An 18,244-nucleotide genomic window follows, 5' to 3' on the forward strand; every position below is an offset into this window, starting at 1 on the left:
TGCACCCCTCGCGCTCCCCGCAGGATATTTCTGGCCCAAAGAAACGCGCGGCAGCCGTGTTCCTGGTGTCGGGCCGCGACAAGAAGCGGACGCCGTCTTGAGGGTCAGTCCGGATCGGTGATCAGGAACGCGAAGGCGTCCCGAACGCGGTTCCAGGTTTCCTCGTCGCAGGCCGAGAGCAGGTATCCGTCGCGATGATGCGCACGGAAATCCCGGCCATCCAGCATGGCAACATGCCCGCCGGCCTGTTGCGTGGTGATGACACCGGGCGCGTGATCCCACGGGGTCAACCGGGCAGACAGCACGAAGTCGATATGGCCCTGCGCCAGCAGTCGGAATTCATGGCAGGTGCAGCGCAGCGAGGTCACCCGCTCGAAGGCAGGCATGAGCGATGCAGCGGCGGGGCGATGCTCGGCGGGCAACATGGCAAGTGGCACCTGCCCGGTCAGCGTGTCGAGCGATGCGCCGCCCTGTCGCGTGGAGACCCGGTGACGAACGCGGCGCGGAGACAGGAATTCGCTCGGCGTGTTCGTATCGGCAAGAATGGCGTCTCCCATAATCGGATCGTAGAGCAGGCCGAACACGGGGATACCGAAACGCAGAACGGAGATCATCGTGCCGAAGGTTGCCAGCCCGCGGGCAAAATTCCATGTTCCGTCAATCGGATCGATGGTGAAGGCAAGCTCGGCATCCGCGATCTTGTCGAGCACGGCATCGGTGATGGTCTCTTCCCCGACGATCAGCGCATTGGGGAACATCGAGAGCAGGCCGCGGGTCAGCATCGCCTCGGCGGCGCGGTCGGCATGGGTCACGATATCCTGTGGCCCTGATTTCGTACCGATCTGGCTGGGATCGAGATTGCGGAAATGCGGCATGATCTCGGCCTTGCCGACGCGCCGAACCAATGTCAGCAATTGGCTGCGCTGGGCTTGGCTGAAGGGTGCCGTGACGGCGACGGGAAGGGATGGGTCGCTATTGGCGGCTTCTGCGTTCGTATCGGTCATCTCTCAGCCTCTTCGGCACGGGGTTGCGTGGCCTGTCAGGTGCCATTGCTCCGCCGGGGATACAAGGGGCGCAGGCTGCGGCCTATTCCCGGGCGCGCAACACGCGGGCGGGCCGCACCGCGAGCGGCCGCAGCGCAAAAGCCAACCCCGCAAACAAGGTTGCGAGGATACCCCCGGCGATGATGCCAAGCGCGGAGGACCAGATCACGGTGAAACTTGTCTCCATGATGAAGGTCGAGACCGCCCAGCCGCCCGTGATCCCCGCTGCGAGGGCCACTGTGCCGGCCGCGAGACCAAGCAGGATCGAGCGCAGAGCAAAGCTTTGCAGGATGCGCGCGCGGCTGGCACCGAGGGTCTTGAGCAACGCGGCCTCGTAGCGGCGTGCCCCTTCGCCGGCGGCGGCCGCACCGATCAGCACCAGAAACCCGGTCAACAATGTCGCCGCCGCGCCCCAGCGGACGGCTTCGCCAATCCCGGCCAGCAGTTCGGAGACCCGTTCGATGGCATCGCCCACGCGGATTGCCGTGATGTTCGGATAAGCCCCGGCCAGATCGCGCAGAATCTGCGCCTCGGCTTCCGGCTCGGCATAGACCGTCGAGATGAAGGTATGCGGCGCACCGGCGAGAGCCGCCGGGTTGAGCGTCATGATGAAGCCAATCCCGGCGGTCGAGAAGTCGACTTCGCGGAAGGAGGTGATTGTCGCGGTGATGTCTCGCCCGAGAATATTGATCGTGATCTCATCCCCCAGCGAAAGACCGAGCTCTTCGGCTTCTTCGGCCGCAAAGCTGATCTGGGGCGGACCGCTGTAGTCCTCTGGCCACCATTCGCCCGCCACAACGGTCGTCCGCGCATCCGGCGTTGCAGAGTAGGTGATGCCACGATCCCCGCGCACCACCCAGTGGTTGCCGGCCACTTCGCGCGCCGGGCGGCCATTGATCCGGGTGACGATCCCGCGCAGCATCGGTGCGCTGTCGATACGGCTCACGGCGGGGTCGTTTTCCAGCCGTTCGAGGTATCCGGGCATCTGGTCACGCTGGATGTCCACAAAGAAATAGGACGGTGCCACATCGGGGAGATCGCCGTTGATGGCATTGCGCAGATTGCCGTCGATCTGGCCAATGGCGGCCAGCACCGAAAGGCCCAGCCCGAGCGACAGCACAACGGCGCCCGCGTTTTCGCGCGGCCCGCCAATGGCCCCGAGCGCCCAACGCAGCACCGGCCTTCCGCGCGCGGCGCCGCTAGCGCGCCGTGCAAGGGCGCGGATCGCGATCGCTGCACCGGCAAGCAGCACCAGCGCACCCAGAATGCCGCCTGCCGTCCACAGCGTGAGAAACGCGTTTCCGGAGAACAGCACGGCAGCGCCAATCAAAAGGCAGAGCAGGACACCGATCGCCAACAGATAGCGCGGTGCGGGCAGCGCCCCGGTTGTGCTCAGCGCATCGCGGAACAGGGTCGCAGCGCGCACATCCTCGGCTCGCGCAAGCGGCCAGAGCGTAAAAACCAGCGCTGTGAGAATGCCGTAAAGCGCGGCTTCGGCCAAAGGCGCGGGGTGCAATGTGAACAACGCCGGAACCGGCAGGGATGCAGAGATCAACGGGCCGAGCAGGATCGGCACGGCTGCACCGAGCGCGAGGCCCATCGCGATCCCGAACAGTGCCAGGACCCCAATTTGGAAGAAATACGTCAGGAAGATCACGGAGCGCGTGGCGCCAAGCGTGCGCAGAGTGGCGATCACGGCTGTCTTGCGCGCGAGGTAGGCCTGAATGGCGGCGGAAACGCCGATGCCTCCCACGGCAAGGCCGGACAGGCCGACCAGAACGAGGAACGCGCCGAGCCGATCCACAAAACGCGCGATGCCGGGGGCACCGTTGCGGGAGTCGCGCCAGCTGAGCCCGGTTTCTTCCCATTGCGCGCGGGCCCGCGCGGCAAGTGCATCAAGATCGGTCGATTGCGGCAGGCGGAGACGGTATTCGGTGTCAAAGACCGATCCCGATGCCAGCAGGCCGGACCCGTCGAGATCCGCTGTGCGGACGATCGTGCGAGGCCCGAGGCCGAACCCGTCGCCCGCGTCATCCGGTTCGGTCACCAACTTGGCGGTGAGGGTGAATTCGGCTTCACCCAGTCGGAAACTGTCGCCGGTCTCCAGCCCGAGACGATCGGCCAGAACCGGCGCCATGACGGCGCCCCGGTTGGCCAAGGCGTCTGGCAGGGGGATCGCCGGATCGAGAGTGACAGTGCCCAGAAGCGGATAGGCGGCGTCCACGGATTTCACCTGTGTCAGAGCGCGTTCGGGGCCATCGGCGGTGTCAACGACGACCATCGAGCGGAAGTCCGTGACTTCGGAGACTGCCTCCGCGACGCCGTCGAGCCAAGCGCGCTCCTCTTCGGTTGCAAACCGATAGGTGAACCGGGCTTGGGCATCGCCTCCGAGCAATACGGCGCCCTGATCCTCAAGTCCGGCCTGGATCGCGGAGCGGACCGAGCCAACGCCGGCGATCGCCGCCACGCCCAAGGCGAGACAGGCAAGGAACACGCGAAACCCGGACAAACCGCCGCGCAGCTCTCTTCTGGCCAGTTTGGCCGCGGTGCCAATGCTCATTCCGCGGCCCTCAACGCCTGTCCTTCAATCGCGCCATCGCGCAGACGGATCACCCGGTCACAGCGTGCGGCAAGTTCCGGTGCGTGCGTGACGAGCACAAGGGTGGCACCTTGTGCTTCGCTCAGGCCGAACAGCAGGTCCATGATCGCGGTGCCGTTTGCCTCATCGAGATTGCCTGTCGGTTCATCGGCGAGCAGAAGCTGGGGCTTGGGGGCAAGCGCCCGCGCAAGGGCGACACGCTGTTGCTCTCCGCCGGACATCTGGGCGGGGTAGTGGTTGGCGCGATGGGCGAGACCGACGGCCTCAAGCTCCGCTTCGGCCCGTTCAAACGCGTCCCGCTTGCCGGCAAGCTCGAGCGGTGTTGCGACGTTTTCAAGCGCGGTCATCGTCGGGATCAGGTGGAACGACTGGAACACGACTCCCATGTGATCGCGGCGCACGCGGGCCAACCCGTCTTCATCGAGCGCCGTGAGGTCATGCCCCAGCGCGATGACCGACCCGCCGGTGGCCTTTTCAAGGCCGCCCATCACCATCAACAAGGAGGATTTGCCGGAACCGGAAGGCCCGATCAGGCCCAGCGTTTCGCCCTTTGCCACGTCGAGCGAAATTCCGTGAAGAATTTCGACCGGGCCGGCATTGCCCTGAAGGCTGAGGGTGACATCTTTAAGGTGAAGGACGGGATTGGTCATGAAAGAAGGTCATCCGCGATGAGAGATTTGACTACATATGGGCCGCGCCGGGCGCGCAACAAGGCGTTGGCGCTTTGTATGGCCATGGGGCTTGCGCTCGGCACCCCGGCAACGGCCGACGCGGAGCAGGTGGACATTCTTGCGTTGGGCGACAGTCTGACCCAGGGATACGGGCTGATCGAGCAGGAGGGCTTCGTTCCGCAACTGCGCGCATGGCTTGCCGAACGCGGTCACGACGTGCGGATCGTCAATGGCGGTGTCTCGGGTGATACGACGGCGGGGGGACTCTCGCGGGTGGAATGGTCGCTGACCGCCGAGATTGACGCGATGATCGTAGCACTTGGCGGCAACGATCTATTGCGCGGGATCGCCCCGGACGTGGCGCGTGACAATATCGACGGCATTTTACAGGTCGCCGACGCGAATGATCTAGATGTCTTGCTGATTGGCATGCAGGCGCCGGGAAATTACGGCGCGGAATACAAGGCGGCGTTCGACGCGCTTTATCCCGAACTCGCCGAAGCCTATGGCACGCTTTACCTCGACAGCTTCTTCGCCGGTCTGATGGTTGATGGAGCCTTGCCAGCACCCGAGGCGCTTCGGGAGGTGATGCAATCCGACGGCATCCACCCGAACGCACAGGGCGTCGAAAAGATCGTCGAGGTGATCGGTCCGCAGGTTGAAGCGTTGATCGCGCGCGTGTTGGAGAAACAGGCCGCCGCGAGCAATTGACCTGCGCCGCGCCTGCCTGGCATGTCAGCGCGAGACCGACCGTCCCGGAGCGCGGTTCCGGCGGGTGTTGACGTCGGTCATGCCGATGCGATGCGCGCAGGGCTTGGTCTCAAGGAATGCCCTCCGCCATGCGCACCAAGCCGATGCCGCGCCGACGCGAGGGGGGACGCGCCGACGCGACGGGGACACGCCAAAGGCGCTTGATGGTATGGCCATGACGGAAGCGCTTTAGCCTTCCGGCTTTCCGTCCTTGTCCCGCTTCGGTGGGATCAGAAGAAATTCGAGGAAGACGCCTGCCTGAAACGGCAGCTTGTCCTTTCGGGCGGCGAGTTGCTCCACCGTCATGCGGCGCCGTCGGACCACAGCGCGGGCCATGCGAAAATCGAAGCGTCTCTTGCGCGCCACCCATTGCTTGGGCAGAATCCGCACCAGAAGCCGGGACACCCATTTGAGCTGCAGGAATGCCACCGCCCGAAAGAGGGACTTCTGAACCGTGCGACTGAGCGCCTTGCCGAGTGCGAGCGCCGTCGACACCAGCCAAAGCGGCAGGCTGATCGAGAAAAGGATCAGCCAAAGCCCGATTGTGGTGACGGATAATGCCAGTGTCGCGGCCACCAGCGCGACGGTCAGAAGGCCCTTTTCAAGGCCGGAACGCCCTCGATACCACGCCATCAGAAGCGCGCGTTGTTGAACGATGGGAGCGGTCAGCCGGTCGACAATCAGGCCGATGCGTTTTGCGAGCGCTTTGCCAAGCACGAGCGGAACCAGCACCGACGACACCCACCGATAGGGCAGGTCTTTCTTGAAGAAGACGATGCCGTGCGCCTTGATCCAGGCAAGCACCAGCGCCGGTTTGAGCGACACGATCTTCTGGAGCAGGACTTTCGACTGCGTCAGGATCAACCCGAGCGCAATCAGCACTTCATTGCCGAAATAGAGCGTCGCAAGGATGGACGCCCCGATAGCAAGAACCAGCAATGCAATCGCCCGTATCATCCTTTGCACCTTATCGCGGCCCATCGCCATATGACACGCGATTTCACGCGCAATGCGGGATGTTGGCGGGTGGATCGTGGTCCCGTGGCGGGGGTGACTATCGCGGATTGGGGGAACGCCGCTTCGCTGTAAGCGCCGCAAGCGCGGCGCGCGCCGTCGGGCCAAACATGCATTCGCGTGCATTTGCGCCCGCACCTCGGCACCTCACCCCGTCTGCGGCATGCGTCCACCGCGCCGAGCCCGTATACGGGGCTCCAAAGGGTGGATGCGTTGCGGCTTGCAGTTGCCCGTTTCGCGTGTGTCATCGCGATAAAGCTTTAAGCATGAAATTTTATACTTGAAATATATCCGTGCCACCGACACTCTGAGACTCAATGACATCGGAATCGAGGCTTCAATGCGTATTGCCGTTCTTGGGGGCGGGCCGGCGGGGCTCTACTTTGCCATCAGCATGAAACTGCGGGATCCGTCCCATGACATCACGGTGATCGAGCGCAATCGCCCCGATGACACGTTTGGCTGGGGTGTGGTTCTGTCCGAAGAAACCTTGCAGAACCTGGCAAAGAACGACGCGCAAAGCGCCGAAGCCATCGCCGCGGACTTTGCCTATTGGGATGACATTGCGCTGCATTTCAAAGGCGAGCGGCTTGTCTCCGGCGGGCATGGCTTTTGCGGTATCGGGCGCAAGCGGCTGCTGATCCTGTTGCAGGAGCGCGCCCGGGAACTTGGCGTCGATCTGCGTTTCGAGACCGAGGTGGACAGCGCCGAGGCTTATCGGGCGGAGTATGATCTGGTCGTCGCCAGCGATGGCCTGAATTCCAAGACCCGGATGCTCTATGCCGACAGCTTCCAGCCGCAAATCGACGAGCGGTTGTGCCAATTTGTTTGGCTTGGGACGCATCAGACATTCAAGGATGCTTTTACCTTCATCTTCGAGAACACCGAGCATGGCTGGGTCTGGGCGCATGCCTATCAATTCGATGCGAACACGGCGACTTTCATCGTCGAGTGCTCTCAAGAGACGTATGACAATTTCGGTTTTGCCGAAATGACCCAAGAGGAGAGCATCGCGACCTGCGAGGCCATCTTCGCCGATCATCTTGGCGGGCACGGCCTGATGAGCAATGCAAAGCACCTGCGTGGCTCGGCCTGGATCCGGTTCCCGCGTGTGCTGTGCGAAACATGGCACCACGAGAACGTCGTCTTGTTGGGCGATGCGGCGGCGACCGCGCATTTTTCCATCGGGTCCGGCACGAAACTGGCTCTGGAGTCGGCCGTGGCCCTGGCCGATTACGTGACGTCGGAGCCGACGCTTGACGCCGCCTTTGCGCGCTATCAGGACGAGCGACGGGTCGAAGTGCTGCGTCTGCAATCGGCGGCGCGCAACTCTCTGGAATGGTTCGAGGAGGTCGAGCGCTATCTGCATCTCGACCCGGTGCAGCTCAACTATTCGATGCTCACACGGTCGCAACGGATCAGCCACGAGAACCTGCGCGCGCGGGACCCGGAATGGCTTGCCTCGGCGGAACGGTGGTTCATGTGGCAGGCCGGCCTGGGTCCGGATGCACTGTTGCGCCCGCCGATGCTGACGCCCTATCGGCTGCGCGACATGATGCTCAAGAACCGCATCGTTGTGTCCCCGATGGCGCAATACAAGGCGGTGGATGGCTGTCCGACCGACTGGCACCTCGTGCATTACGGCGAGCGCGCCAAAGGCGGCGCGGGGCTTGTGTTTACGGAAATGACCTGCGTGTCCGCCGAAGGCCGGATCACGCCGGGATGTCCGGGGCTGTACGCGCCGGAGCATCAGGAGGCATGGGGGCGCATTGTCGATTTCGTGCATCGCGATACCGATGCGCGCATTTGCTGCCAGATTGGCCATTCCGGGCGCAAGGGCTCCACACAGCTGGGATGGGAGAGGATGGATGCGCCGTTGCGGGATGACAATTGGGAGACCATGAGCGCTTCGGCGATCCCGTGGTCCCCGAACAACCCGACGCCGCGCGCGATGACCGAGGCCGATATGGATGCCGTCGAGGCCCAGTTTGTCAGCGCGGTCAACATGGCAGAGGCGGCCGGGTTCGACATGATCGAGCTTCATGCCGCCCATGGATACCTGCTGTCGTCCTTCATCTCGCCCGTGTCGAACCGGCGCGAAGACGCCCATGGCGGCGCCCTGGAGAACCGCATGCGCTTCCCGCTGAGGATCGCAAGGGCCATGCGCGCCGCCTGGCCGGAGGCAAAGCCCATGTCGGTGCGGATTTCCGCCAATGACTGGGTGGGCGACCATGGGATAACGCCGGAAGATGCCGTCGATATCGCCGCGCTGTTCCGCGAGGCGGGGGTCGACCTCATCGATGTTTCCGCGGGACAGACCACGCCAGAGGCCAAGCCCGTCTATGGGCGTATGTTCCAGACGCCGTTTTCGGACCGGATCCGAAACGAGGCGCGCCTGCCGACCATGGCCGTTGGCAATATCTTCGAGGCAGACCATGCCAATTCCATCCTGATGGCGGGGCGTGCCGATCTCGTGGCCGTCGGGCGTCCGCATCTCGCGAACCCTTATTGGACCTTCCACGAAGCCACGCGGATCGGGGACCGGTCTGCGACCGACTGGCCCTTGCCCTATCTCGCCGGGCGGGACCAGCTCTGGCGTTTGGCCGACAAGGACGCCGAAGCGGAGATCCGGGTATGAGCCGCCGTGTCCTTGTCACCGGCGGAGGGTCCGGCATCGGTCGGGACGTCGCGCGCCACTTCGCGCAGGCAGGGGACGCGGTGACGATCACCGGGCGCCGAATGGCGGCGCTCGAAGAGACCGCAAAGGGCACTCACATGACCTGTGTCGAGGCCGACGTGACAGACGAGGCGGCGATTGACGCGGTGTTTGCCGCTCCGTTCGACGTGGTTGTCGCCAATGCGGGTTCCGGCTGGCCGGCCAAGATCACGGAGACGTCGCTGGAGATGTGGGAGCGCACCCTGCGGGTCAATCTTACCGGCGTGTTCCTGACCTTCCGGGCCGCTCTGCGTGACATGCCGGAGGGCGGGCGCCTGATCGCCATTGCGTCCACGGCCGCGCTTCAGGGCGGAGCGACGATCCCGGCTTATGCGGCTTCCAAACACGGTGTGCTGGGCCTTGTCAGATCCGTTGCACAGGACGTCGCCAAGCGCGGGATAACCTGCAATGCGGTCTGCCCCGGTTTCGTCGACACGCCGATGTCAGAGAAAGCCGTGGATGGGCTCGCGGCCAGGCTTGAGATCCCGCGTGAGAAGGCGCTGTCGATGATCGTGTCCGGTAATCCCATGGCGCGGATGATCTCGACCGGGGAGGTGACGAGCGCCGTTGCCTTCCTTGCAAGCGCAGGGGCCTCCATGGTCAACGGGCACGCGCTGAGCGTATCGGGAGGCGAGACATGATCGAAGACGGGCTGTCGAAGGACCGGTTGCGTCTTTGGCTCAAGCTGCTCAAGACGCAAAGCGCGATCGAGGCGGCGTTGCGCCGAAAGCTGCGGGATGAATTCGCGACAACTCTGCCCCGGTTCGACGTGATGAGCGCGCTGGCACGGCACCGAGACGGGCTGAAGATGTCGGAGATTTCCGCCGCGCTGAAGGTGTCAAACGGCAATATCACAGGCATTCTGGACCGGTTGACGGCCGAAGGTCTCGCGGAACGGGTGGCGGTGCCGAACGACCGGCGCGCGGCGCTGGCCCGCCTGACCCCGAAGGGACATGCACGGTTCGCGGAGCTTGCGCGGGCGCATGAGAGCTGGCTCAACGAGACGCTCGGGGGACTGGACAAATCGGAAATCGACATGTTTGCCGCGCTTCTGCAATCGATCACGCATCCCATGCGCGGAGCTTCGACGGATCGCGAATACCAAGCCCAGACGCAGAAGGAGGAGACCGCCCATGCGCAGTGATACGCAGCATTTTCTTTGCGACATCGATGACGGTATCGCGCGGCTGCGCCTCAACCGGCCGGAACGCAAGAACCCTTTGACCTTCGAGAGCTATGCCGAGCTGCGCGACTGGTTCCGCGATCTGGTTTATGATGACGAGGTCAAGGTGGTGGTGATCCTGCCAAATGGGGGCAATTTCAGCTCTGGCGGCGATGTTCATGACATCATCGGCCCGCTCACCCGCATGTCGATGAAGGAGCTTTTGGCCTTCACGCGGATGACGGGGGATCTGGTCAAAGCGATGATCGGTTGCGGAAAGCCCATCATCGCCGGTGTGGAAGGCGTCTGTGCGGGGGCGGGGGCCATCATGGCCATGGCCTCCGACCTGCGCCTCGCGACGCCGGATGCCAAGGTGGCGTTCCTATTCAACCGCGTTGGGCTGGCGGGATGTGACATGGGCGCCTGCGCCATCCTGCCGAGGATCATCGGGCAGGGGCGCGCGGCGGAGTTGCTTTATCTGGGGCGGTCGATGAGTGCCGAGGAAGGCGCGCAATGGGGGTTTTTCAATGCCATTGCCGAGCCTGCAAAACTCGAACATGAGGCGTTGGCCCTTGCAAAACGCATTGCGGATGGCCCGGTCTTTGCCAATGCGATGACCAAGACGATGCTTGCGCAGGAATGGTCCATGAGCCTCGATCAAGCGATCGAAGCCGAGGCGCAGGCGCAGGCGATTTGCATGCAGGGAAACGATTTCAGACGCGCTTACGAGGCCTTTGTCGACAAGCGCCGCCCGGTCTTCGGCGGAGATTGAGGGCGTGTTTGCGTGTCTGGAAATCAAGGAAGCAAGGAGGCGCCGGTGAGCGACAAGACCTATCTCTCATGGCCGTTTCTGGAGGCGTCTCATGCCACGTTGGCCGAGGGGCTGGAGGCTTGGGCGGCGGCAACGCTTGGCGCCGTGGCACATGATGACGTGGACGCGGCCTGTCGCGATCTGGTGGCCGCCCTGGGCAAGGCCGGGTTTCTGGAATTGACCGCGTCCGAGGAGGGGCGGCTCGACGTCCGCAGCCTCTGCCTCGCGCGCGAGACCCTCGCGCGCCATGACGGCTTGGCGGATTTCGCCTTTGCCATGCAGGGGCTTGGCACCGGGGCAATTTCGCTCTTTGGCAGCGATGAACAAAAGGCGCGCTGGCTGCCGCGCACGCGCGCTGGCACTGCGATCGCCGGCTTTGCCCTGACCGAGCCGCAATCGGGCTCCGATGTGGCAGCGTCGACCATGACCGCGATGCGGGACGGCGACGACTTTGTGCTCGATGGGGCGAAGACGTGGATTTCCAACGGGGGGATCGCCGATGTCTATACCGTGTTTGCCCGCACGGGCGAAGCGCCGGGTGCGAGGGGGCTGTCCTGTTTTATCGTGCCGGCGGATACACCCGGTCTCAAGGTTGCCGAGCGGCTGGCGGTGATCGCGCCGCATCCTCTCGCCCGGTTGCAATTCGATAATTGCCGCGTGCCGCAGGATGCGCTTGTGGGCACGCCCGGGCGCGGGTTCGGGATCGCTATGGCGGTGCTGGATGTGTTCCGCACCACGGTTGCGGCCGCGGCACTCGGGTTTGCCCGGCGGGCGCTTGATGAAAGCCTCGCGCGGGTGCAGGCCCGCCATGTGCAGGGCGCGCCGCTTGCCGATTTGCAGATGGTGCAGGGCCATATCGCCGACATGGCGCTCGAAATCGACGCCGCGGCTCTCCTCGTCTATCGCGCCGCCTGGGCGAAGGATATGGGCGCGGCGCGTGTCACGCGCGAGGCCGCGATGGCCAAGCTGCACGCCACGGAAGGCGCCCAGAAGGTGATCGACATGGCCGTGCAATTGCATGGCGGGGACGGTGTGCGCAGCGGATCCGTGGTAGAGCGGCTTTATCGCGAGATCAGGGCCTTGCGCATCTATGAGGGCGCCTCGGATGTGCAGCGCGTGATCATCGCGCGACAGGCCATGGCGGCGCATGACACGGAGGCGCAGGATGGCTGATCCCGTCGATCCCGGCGCGGAAGGCGCGCAGATGTCTTTCGACGGGCGCATGTCTTATGGCGATTACCTGTCGCTTGGCAGTTTGCTGGATGCACAGCACCCGATTTCCGACGCACCCGACGAGATGCTCTTCATCGTCCAGCACCAGACATCCGAGCTTTGGATGAAGCTCATGCTGTATGAGCTGGCGCTGGCGCGGGCCGGTATCCTCGACGGTGTGCTGCCCGAGGTGATGAAGCGTCTGGCGCGGGTCAGCCGGATCATGGAGCAGCTCAATGCGGCGTGGGATGTGTTGCGCACGATGACACCGGCGGATTACACGACTTTCCGCGATCAGCTCGGGCAATCCTCGGGCTTTCAGTCGCTGCAATACCGCCTCATCGAATTCACGCTTGGAAACCGCAACCGGGCGATGATCCGCCCGCATGCGCATACGGCCGATGCGGCCCGGCTCGAAGCGGAGTTGCACGTTCCGTCGCTCTACCAGGCGGCGCTTGGCTATGCGCGCAGGCAGGGCATCGCGTTGGAGCCGGGACTCGACAGCGAGCCGCGAGACACGCCATGGGAGCCGCGCCCGGATGTCGTCGCCTTATGGGAGACTGTCTACAAAGACCCGCAGGCGCATTGGCCACTTTATGAACTGGCCGAAAAACTGGTCGATCTTGAGGACTACTTCCGGCGCTGGCGGTTCAACCATGTGACCACTGTCGAGCGCGTCATCGGGTTCAAACGCGGTACCGGTGGAACGGCAGGGGTCTCTTACCTGCGCCGGATGCTCGACATCGAACTGTTTCCCGAATTGTGGCACGTCAGAACGGAGCTTTGAGCCATGCACCCAAGCGCCCATCAGGACACATTCGCCCGCGATAACCTGCCCGCGCCCGAGTTGTGGCCGGAGCTTCTCTTGCAGGGGTTCGATTATCCCGCAAGACTGAATGCGGCTGTGGAATTGACCGATGCGATGGTCGCGCGCGGGTTCGGCGATAACACGGCGCTGATCGGCAACGGGCGCCGGCGGACCTACAAGGAGCTCACCGACTGGACGAACCGGCTCGCCCATGCGCTGGTCGATGATCTGGGGGTCAAGCCCGGAAACCGGGTGCTGATCCGGTCCGCCAACAACCCGGCGATGGTGGCGTGCTGGCTGGCGGCCACCAAGGCGGGCGCCGTGGTGGTCAACACCATGCCGATGCTGCGTGCCGGTGAACTGGTGAAATACATCGAGAAGGCCGAGATCCAATTCGCGCTCTGCGACACGCGTCTGATGGACGAAATGGCGCTGGCCGCCAAGGACAGCGCCTTCCTGAAAACGGTGGTTGGTTTTGACGGAACCTCGAACCACGATGCCGAGCTTGACCGGCTGGCGCTTGAAAAACCCGTGAGTTTCGATGCGGTCGACACGGCGCAAGATGACGTGGCCCTGCTCGGCTTTACCTCCGGTTCCACCGGCGATCCCAAGGCGACGATGCATTTCCACCGAGATCTTCTCATCATCGCCGATGGATATGCGCGGGAAGTCCTGGGCGTGCGTCCTTCGGATGTGTTTGTCGGATCGCCGCCTCTCGCGTTTACCTTCGGGCTCGGCGGTCTTGCGATCTTCCCGCTGCGCTTTGGCGCCGCGGCGACATTGCTTGAAACGGCATCGCCGCCAAACATGATCGAGATCATCGAGAAATACCGCGCGACGGTCTGTTTCACGGCTCCAACCGCTTACCGTGCGATGCTGCGCGCGATGGAAGACGGCGCGGATCTCAGTTCCTTGCGGGCCGCTGTCTCGGCAGGAGAAACGCTCCCCGCGCCGGTCTATGACGAGTGGCAGGAAAGGACCGGCAAACCGATGCTCGACGGGATCGGCGCAACGGAGATGCTCCACATCTTCATTTCGAACCGCTTCGACGATCATCGCCCGGCCTGCACCGGCAAGCCGGTTTCGGGATACGAAGCCAAGGTCGTGGGTCCGGATGGAACGGAACTGCCCCGCGGCGAAATGGGGCGGCTGGCCGTGCGCGGGCCGACGGGCTGTCGCTATCTGCGCGGCGAGAAACAAGCCGCCTATGCGGTGGATGGCTGGAACATCACGGGCGACACCTTTGTGCAGGATGCTGACGGGTATTTCCATTTTGCCGCCCGCAACGACGACATGATCCTGTCTGCGGGCTACAACATTGCCGGGCCGGAGGTCGAGGCCGCCTTGCTCGCCCACGATGCGGTGGCTGAATGCGCGGTGATCGGCGCGCCGGACGCGGAGCGGGGTGAAATCGTCGAGGCGCATGTGGTGCTGGGCGCTGGCCTCGACGGGGATGCCGCGATGGTCAAGACGCTTCAGGAGCATGTGAAGGCGGTGATTGCCCCCTACAAATACCCACGCAGCATCGTTTTCGTCGAGACCCTGCCCAAAACCGCGACCGGCAAGGTCCAGCGCTTCCGGCTCAAGGGGTGAACGCATGGGGCCCGTTGTTTTCCGGATGGAGCAGAAGGTGCTGTTCAAGCATTGCGACCCGGCCGGCATCGTCTTCTATCCGCGCATTTTCGAAATGGTGAATGACTGCATCGAGGCGTTTTTCGACGAGGCGCTCGGCGTGCCGTTCGAAACCCTTCATGTGGCTGCCGCAGTGCCGACAGTCCGGATCGAAACGGTGTTTCACGCACCAAGCCGCCACGGGGATGTGCTTGGTCTCGATCTGGCCATCGACCCGCCCGGACGCACCAGCCTGGGCTATTGCCTCACGGCCAGCTGCAACGGGGACGCGCGATTTACAACGCAGGCGACGCTTGTGCATGTCGGGGCCGATATGCGACCGCATCCCTGGCCCGACACGCTGCTGCGCACGCTGAACGAGCTGACGAGGAACCGGCCATGACACTCAAGACCATCCACCCCGAAGGCTGGGCGCCCGCCCGCGGCTATGCCAACGGCATGTTGGCGCCGGACGGAACACTGCATGTTGGCGGGCAAATCGGCTGGACGGCGCAGCAGGAATTCGAGGCGACCGACTTCATCGGCCAGATGGAACAGACGCTGGCCAATGTGCTGGCCGTGGTCGAAGCCGCCGGAGGAACCGCTTCCGATGTTGCGCGGCTCACGTGGTTCATCACCGACAAGGCCGAATACCTCGCGCATCAAAGGGAGGTGGGCGCAGCCTACCGGCGCATTTTCGGACGGCATTTCCCGGCCATGTCCGTGGTCGTGGTCTCGGAACTGATCGAGGATCAGGCCTTGATAGAGATTGAGGCGACGGCGCATATTGCGGCTGGTGATGGCAGCGCGTGACCTCAAGCGGAGTGATGTATGACCGTCCTCGTCAGGCCTTCGCGACACGCTGATCTCGATGCGATCTGCTCGATTTACGGCCATGAAGTGCGTCACGGTCTGGCGAGCTTCGAAGAGACGGCGCCGGACGCGGCCACACTTGGCGCTCGCCGGGCGGACATCCTTACGATGGGCTTGCCGCATCTGGTGGCCGAGCGGTCCGGCACAGTCATTGGCTTTGCCTATGCGGGCTCCTATCGGCCTCGCCCGGCTTACCGGCACACGGTGGAAAGCTCCGTCTATGTCGGGCGCGAAGCGCGGGGGCAAGGGGCGGGGCGCGCCTTGATGGATGGCGTGATTGCCGCCTGTGAGGCGGGCCCTTGGCGCGAGATGATCGCGGTCATTGGCAATGCGCGCAACCACGGCTCGATCGCGCTGCACAAGGCGCTGGGCTTTCGGATGGTCGGCACGCTTGAGCGTGTCGGTTTCAAGCATGGCCAATGGGTTGACACCGTCCTGATGCAGCGCAGCCTTGCCGGGCATGGTGAAAATCACCTCCCGGTAGACAATCAGCCGGGCCCTGTGTCGCGTCTGTAGCGCACTTCGCTCTCGAAATAGGCGTCGAAGCCCACCCTTTCACGCAATTCGGAAAACGGCATCAACGCCCCGCCGTGGTCGCGACCGGCGCGCAGATCGGTCAGCGTGGACACCATCGCGCGCATGGCAGAGGCAAGACAGGTCAGCGGGTAGGCCGCGATGGCAAAACCCATGTCTTCCAGCTCAGCCGGGGAAAGGATCGGGGTCTGACCACCTTCGAGCATGTTGGCGAGGGTTGGCACGGGCATCTCGCGACAGATGGTGCGCATCTCCTCGCGGTTCAAAGGTTCTTCGATGAAGACGATATCGGCGCCCAGCTCGGCAAAACGCTGCGCGCGCGCGATCGCTTCCGCAAGGCCATGGTCGCGGCGCGCGTCGGTGCGCGCCTTGATCACGATGTCATGGCGGCCGCGGGCGGCAACAGCGGCGCGGATGCGGTCATAGGCTTCTTCGCGGTCGACAACGGCCTTGCCTTGCGTATGGCCGCACCGTTTCGGCGCAACCTGATCCTCGATCATCACGCCTGCACACCCCGCGCGGGCAAAGCCTTCGACGGTCCGTTCCACATTCATCGGGTTGCCGTAGCCGGTATCACCGTCAACCATCATGGGGATATCGAGCCGCTCCATTGCATTGCGGGCCTGATCAAGCACCTCTGCATAGCTCATCAGGCCGACATCAGGGGCACCGATGCGGCTCACCGAGGCCGAAAAGCCGGACAGGAACGTCAGGTCGAACCCGGTTTGCTGGATCAGCCGGGCCGACAGGGCATCAAAGCAACACGGCATCATGATCAGCCTGTTGCCATCCAGCAGCTGGCGCAGGCGCGCGGCCTGCCGGTTTGGGGTCGGCTCACTGTGCATCGGTGGTCCCGGAATCGTGTCTGGCGCTTCAGGCCAAGAGTGACCCGGCTCGGGATGGGGATGCAACCGTGGCAAGCGCATGGCGCGCCGGTTTGCTGGTGGCGGTGTGCCGTAGCGCGATGTGCCGTGTCGCGATGTGCCGTGTCGCGTTGTGCCGTATCGCGTTGTGCCATGCCGCCATATGCCTTATCGCAATGTGCCGTATCGCGTTTTGCCATATCGCGATGTGCCATGTCGCGATGTGCCATGTGGCGCCGCGGTCTTGTCTGTCGTTGTCCGCCTGCCATGTCGTCTACAGCGCTTCGCGTTGTGGCGTATCCCGCTGGTTGCGTCGCGCGTGGCCAACACTTGCTCGCGGGGCTGCTTGGCGCATCACTGCCTGAGTGCGGTCTTCGCCCATGCCGCGACAAGGGTCGATACGGCCTGCGGCGCGGCGTGCGCAAGGATGGTCAACTCTTCGAGGACCCCGATGACAACGGCCGGTGCGTCCCCGTCAGATCCCCGCAGAACGAGCATCCCGCCCTGTCCGGGCGGGCAGAAAAAGTCGTCTGGCAGCGCGTCAATTTCCGTCAGGCAGTCTTCCAGAAATCCGGAAAGCGCATCGATCTGAGGTTCCTCGCCTTTGAGGGCGTAGAGCATGTCCCCGGTCAGGTAGGCGGCAGCCTCGATCGCCGTCCCTGCCATGTCGACGAATGCGGTGAGCGCGTCGCTTGGTTCGGCGGGGGCGGCTTGCAACCCGAATGCCGCCGAGAGCCGTGCCGGAGAAAGGCCGCCCCTGGGTGCGGCTTGGGCCAAGGCTGTCGGGCCAATCCGGACCGCCACGGTGGCCCCCTGCGCAGGCCAACCGCCGATCTCGGCGGCAAGCGCATCCAGCGCAGGCTGGATTGTCCCCGGATCATCAAGAGCGTCAAAGGCCAAGAGACTTTTGTCATCATCGTCTTCCGCGCAGGGCGTGGCGCTCAGGAGCCGCCGCCCGGCAACCTCGCAGCACAACCGTTCGACCCCGTCGATCAGGAACACGAGCCGCCGCGCGAGCATCGTTCTGGCGATCTGTGTCTGGAAGAAGCGGTGCGCCTCTTCTGGCGTGCGGATCGCTTGCGGCATGACCTCGCCCGAGCCAAAGGCCGCGGAGTCGAATAGCGCCGAACGAAAGGCGATGATGGGATCGTTGTGGCTCATGCACCGCCCTCCGCACGCAGAGGCCCGTCAAGCAGGATCGCGCAGGCGGCGGCACCCGCGTCAAGGGCGGCATCCACGTCGCTTCCGGACGCCAGAACGCAACAGAGCACCTCCTGAGCGCCCGGTGCCGCGCGCAAGAAACACTGCACCCCTAGTGCAGTTGCCAGAACCGCAGTTTGCGGTTCGTGGAGCGGCGCACGGCGCTGGCCCAGAGCCAGAACCTGTCGCGCTTGTGCGCAAAGCGCATCCAGCGCTTCCTGCGGCCATTTTACGGATCCGTCCCAGGCCAGAACCGTTCCGGTGGATACATCGGTCAGCACGGCTATTTCACAGCCGGGCAGCGCAGAGCGAAACATCTGGAGAGGCTTGGTCGACATCTGACTTTCAAAGTTGCCAGATGTGACCATGACGCAGGG

At 64.0% G+C, this 18,244-nt stretch carries 18 protein-coding genes; 11 read left to right on the top strand and 7 right to left on the bottom strand.

Annotated elements, in window-relative coordinates:
* Positions 1 to 104 precede the first annotated feature (104 nt).
* The 3 genes from J1C49_RS14320 to J1C49_RS14330 form a co-directional block, all read right to left on the bottom strand.
* Positions 105 to 1,004, bottom strand: coding sequence for an inositol monophosphatase (locus J1C49_RS14320; RefSeq protein ID WP_227446516.1), 900 nt, complete (start codon positions 1,002 to 1,004; stop codon positions 105 to 107).
* Positions 1,005 to 1,086: 82 nt separating this feature from the next.
* Positions 1,087 to 3,603 carry an ABC transporter permease gene (locus tag J1C49_RS14325; RefSeq protein WP_227446517.1) on the bottom strand — a complete coding sequence of 839 codons (2,517 nt, stop codon included), beginning with the start codon at positions 3,601 to 3,603 and terminating at the stop codon, positions 1,087 to 1,089.
* Positions 3,600 to 4,292, bottom strand: coding sequence for an ABC transporter ATP-binding protein (locus J1C49_RS14330; protein WP_227446518.1), 693 nt, complete (start codon positions 4,290 to 4,292; stop codon positions 3,600 to 3,602). Before J1C49_RS14330 ends, J1C49_RS14325 begins: the two co-directional genes overlap by 4 nt.
* Before the next feature lie 18 nt (positions 4,293 to 4,310).
* Between J1C49_RS14330 and J1C49_RS14335 the strand changes: the two genes are divergently transcribed.
* Positions 4,311 to 5,024, top strand: coding sequence for an arylesterase (locus J1C49_RS14335; protein ID WP_370639418.1), 714 nt, complete (start codon positions 4,311 to 4,313; stop codon positions 5,022 to 5,024).
* A gap of 228 nt (positions 5,025 to 5,252) precedes the next feature.
* On the opposite strand, the gene J1C49_RS14340 is transcribed toward J1C49_RS14335, so the two are convergent.
* The gene (locus J1C49_RS14340) at positions 5,253 to 6,020 is read right to left on the bottom strand and encodes a hypothetical protein (protein WP_227446519.1); all 768 of its coding nucleotides are present in this window, start codon (positions 6,018 to 6,020) and stop codon (positions 5,253 to 5,255) included.
* A gap of 397 nt (positions 6,021 to 6,417) precedes the next feature.
* Here J1C49_RS14340 and J1C49_RS14345 point away from each other — a divergent pair, with 397 nt between their 5' ends.
* From J1C49_RS14345 to J1C49_RS14390, 10 genes are read left to right on the top strand one after another with little or no spacing between them, the layout of a single operon-like run.
* Positions 6,418 to 8,715 (top strand): bifunctional salicylyl-CoA 5-hydroxylase/oxidoreductase, encoded by a 2,298-nt coding sequence (locus tag J1C49_RS14345; protein ID WP_227446520.1) that lies wholly within the window; start codon positions 6,418 to 6,420, stop codon positions 8,713 to 8,715.
* Positions 8,712 to 9,434: an SDR family NAD(P)-dependent oxidoreductase gene (locus J1C49_RS14350; protein WP_227446521.1), complete on the top strand. Its 723-nt coding sequence runs from the start codon at positions 8,712 to 8,714 to the stop codon at positions 9,432 to 9,434. Before J1C49_RS14345 ends, J1C49_RS14350 begins: the two co-directional genes overlap by 4 nt.
* Positions 9,431 to 9,937, top strand: a complete 507-nt coding sequence (locus J1C49_RS14355) for a MarR family winged helix-turn-helix transcriptional regulator (protein WP_227446522.1) — start codon at positions 9,431 to 9,433, stop codon at positions 9,935 to 9,937. The genes J1C49_RS14350 and J1C49_RS14355 overlap by 4 nt, the downstream gene beginning before the upstream one ends.
* Positions 9,927 to 10,727, top strand: a complete 801-nt coding sequence (locus J1C49_RS14360) for an enoyl-CoA hydratase family protein (RefSeq protein ID WP_255670733.1) — start codon at positions 9,927 to 9,929, stop codon at positions 10,725 to 10,727. Before J1C49_RS14355 ends, J1C49_RS14360 begins: the two co-directional genes overlap by 11 nt.
* A gap of 45 nt (positions 10,728 to 10,772) precedes the next feature.
* Entirely contained in the window at positions 10,773 to 11,939 is a 1,167-nt protein-coding gene (locus J1C49_RS14365) for an acyl-CoA dehydrogenase family protein (RefSeq protein ID WP_227446523.1), read from the top strand.
* On the top strand, positions 11,932 to 12,765 hold the full coding sequence (locus tag J1C49_RS14370; protein ID WP_227446524.1) for a tryptophan 2,3-dioxygenase: 834 nt from the start codon (positions 11,932 to 11,934) through the stop codon (positions 12,763 to 12,765). Before J1C49_RS14365 ends, J1C49_RS14370 begins: the two co-directional genes overlap by 8 nt.
* 3 nt (positions 12,766 to 12,768) lie before the next feature.
* Positions 12,769 to 14,379, top strand: a complete 1,611-nt coding sequence (locus J1C49_RS14375; protein ID WP_227446525.1) for an AMP-binding protein — start codon at positions 12,769 to 12,771, stop codon at positions 14,377 to 14,379.
* A 4-nt stretch (positions 14,380 to 14,383) separates the two neighbouring features.
* Positions 14,384 to 14,800: a thioesterase family protein gene (locus J1C49_RS14380; RefSeq protein WP_227446526.1), complete on the top strand. Its 417-nt coding sequence runs from the start codon at positions 14,384 to 14,386 to the stop codon at positions 14,798 to 14,800.
* Positions 14,797 to 15,210 carry a RidA family protein gene (locus J1C49_RS14385; protein ID WP_227446527.1) on the top strand — a complete coding sequence of 138 codons (414 nt, stop codon included), beginning with the start codon at positions 14,797 to 14,799 and terminating at the stop codon, positions 15,208 to 15,210. Before J1C49_RS14380 ends, J1C49_RS14385 begins: the two co-directional genes overlap by 4 nt.
* Positions 15,211 to 15,228: 18 nt before the next feature.
* On the top strand, positions 15,229 to 15,786 hold the full coding sequence (locus J1C49_RS14390) for a GNAT family N-acetyltransferase (protein WP_227446528.1): 558 nt from the start codon (positions 15,229 to 15,231) through the stop codon (positions 15,784 to 15,786).
* On the opposite strand, the gene J1C49_RS14395 is transcribed toward J1C49_RS14390, so the two are convergent.
* The 3 genes from J1C49_RS14395 to J1C49_RS14405 all read right to left on the bottom strand — a co-directional run bounded on the left by J1C49_RS14395 (position 15,759) and on the right by J1C49_RS14405 (position 18,205).
* Positions 15,759 to 16,649, bottom strand: a complete 891-nt coding sequence (locus tag J1C49_RS14395) for an oxaloacetate decarboxylase (RefSeq protein ID WP_227446529.1) — start codon at positions 16,647 to 16,649, stop codon at positions 15,759 to 15,761. The two genes, J1C49_RS14390 and J1C49_RS14395, sit on opposite strands and share 28 nt — an antisense overlap.
* A gap of 372 nt (positions 16,650 to 17,021) precedes the next feature.
* Entirely contained in the window at positions 17,022 to 17,828 is an 807-nt protein-coding gene (locus J1C49_RS14400) for a hypothetical protein (RefSeq protein ID WP_227446530.1), read from the bottom strand.
* Entirely contained in the window at positions 17,825 to 18,205 is a 381-nt protein-coding gene (locus J1C49_RS14405) for a hypothetical protein (RefSeq protein ID WP_227446531.1), read from the bottom strand. The genes J1C49_RS14400 and J1C49_RS14405 overlap by 4 nt, the downstream gene beginning before the upstream one ends.
* Between the last annotated feature and the right edge of the window lie 39 nt (positions 18,206 to 18,244).

Source organism: Cognatishimia sp. F0-27 (assembly GCF_020667845.1).
Classification (GTDB): Bacteria; Pseudomonadota; Alphaproteobacteria; order Rhodobacterales; family Rhodobacteraceae; genus JAFMPQ01.

Coding starts and splice junctions, on each gene's coding strand:
- J1C49_RS14330 (WP_227446518.1), bottom strand. CDS start 4,292: ATGACCAATCCCGTCCTTCACCTTAAAGATGTCACCCTCAGCCTTCAG.
- J1C49_RS14325 (WP_227446517.1), bottom strand. CDS start 3,603: ATGAGCATTGGCACCGCGGCCAAACTGGCCAGAAGAGAGCTGCGCGGC.
- J1C49_RS14360 (WP_255670733.1), top strand. CDS start 9,927: ATGCGCAGTGATACGCAGCATTTTCTTTGCGACATCGATGACGGTATC.
- J1C49_RS14335 (WP_370639418.1), top strand. CDS start 4,311: ATGAGAGATTTGACTACATATGGGCCGCGCCGGGCGCGCAACAAGGCG.
- J1C49_RS14380 (WP_227446526.1), top strand. CDS start 14,384: ATGGGGCCCGTTGTTTTCCGGATGGAGCAGAAGGTGCTGTTCAAGCAT.
- J1C49_RS14370 (WP_227446524.1), top strand. CDS start 11,932: ATGGCTGATCCCGTCGATCCCGGCGCGGAAGGCGCGCAGATGTCTTTC.
- J1C49_RS14345 (WP_227446520.1), top strand. CDS start 6,418: ATGCGTATTGCCGTTCTTGGGGGCGGGCCGGCGGGGCTCTACTTTGCC.
- J1C49_RS14340 (WP_227446519.1), bottom strand. CDS start 6,020: ATGATACGGGCGATTGCATTGCTGGTTCTTGCTATCGGGGCGTCCATC.
- J1C49_RS14390 (WP_227446528.1), top strand. CDS start 15,229: ATGACCGTCCTCGTCAGGCCTTCGCGACACGCTGATCTCGATGCGATC.
- J1C49_RS14395 (WP_227446529.1), bottom strand. CDS start 16,649: ATGCACAGTGAGCCGACCCCAAACCGGCAGGCCGCGCGCCTGCGCCAG.
- J1C49_RS14375 (WP_227446525.1), top strand. CDS start 12,769: ATGCACCCAAGCGCCCATCAGGACACATTCGCCCGCGATAACCTGCCC.
- J1C49_RS14350 (WP_227446521.1), top strand. CDS start 8,712: ATGAGCCGCCGTGTCCTTGTCACCGGCGGAGGGTCCGGCATCGGTCGG.
- J1C49_RS14385 (WP_227446527.1), top strand. CDS start 14,797: ATGACACTCAAGACCATCCACCCCGAAGGCTGGGCGCCCGCCCGCGGC.
- J1C49_RS14400 (WP_227446530.1), bottom strand. CDS start 17,828: ATGAGCCACAACGATCCCATCATCGCCTTTCGTTCGGCGCTATTCGAC.
- J1C49_RS14405 (WP_227446531.1), bottom strand. CDS start 18,205: ATGTCGACCAAGCCTCTCCAGATGTTTCGCTCTGCGCTGCCCGGCTGT.
- J1C49_RS14355 (WP_227446522.1), top strand. CDS start 9,431: ATGATCGAAGACGGGCTGTCGAAGGACCGGTTGCGTCTTTGGCTCAAG.
- J1C49_RS14320 (WP_227446516.1), bottom strand. CDS start 1,004: ATGACCGATACGAACGCAGAAGCCGCCAATAGCGACCCATCCCTTCCC.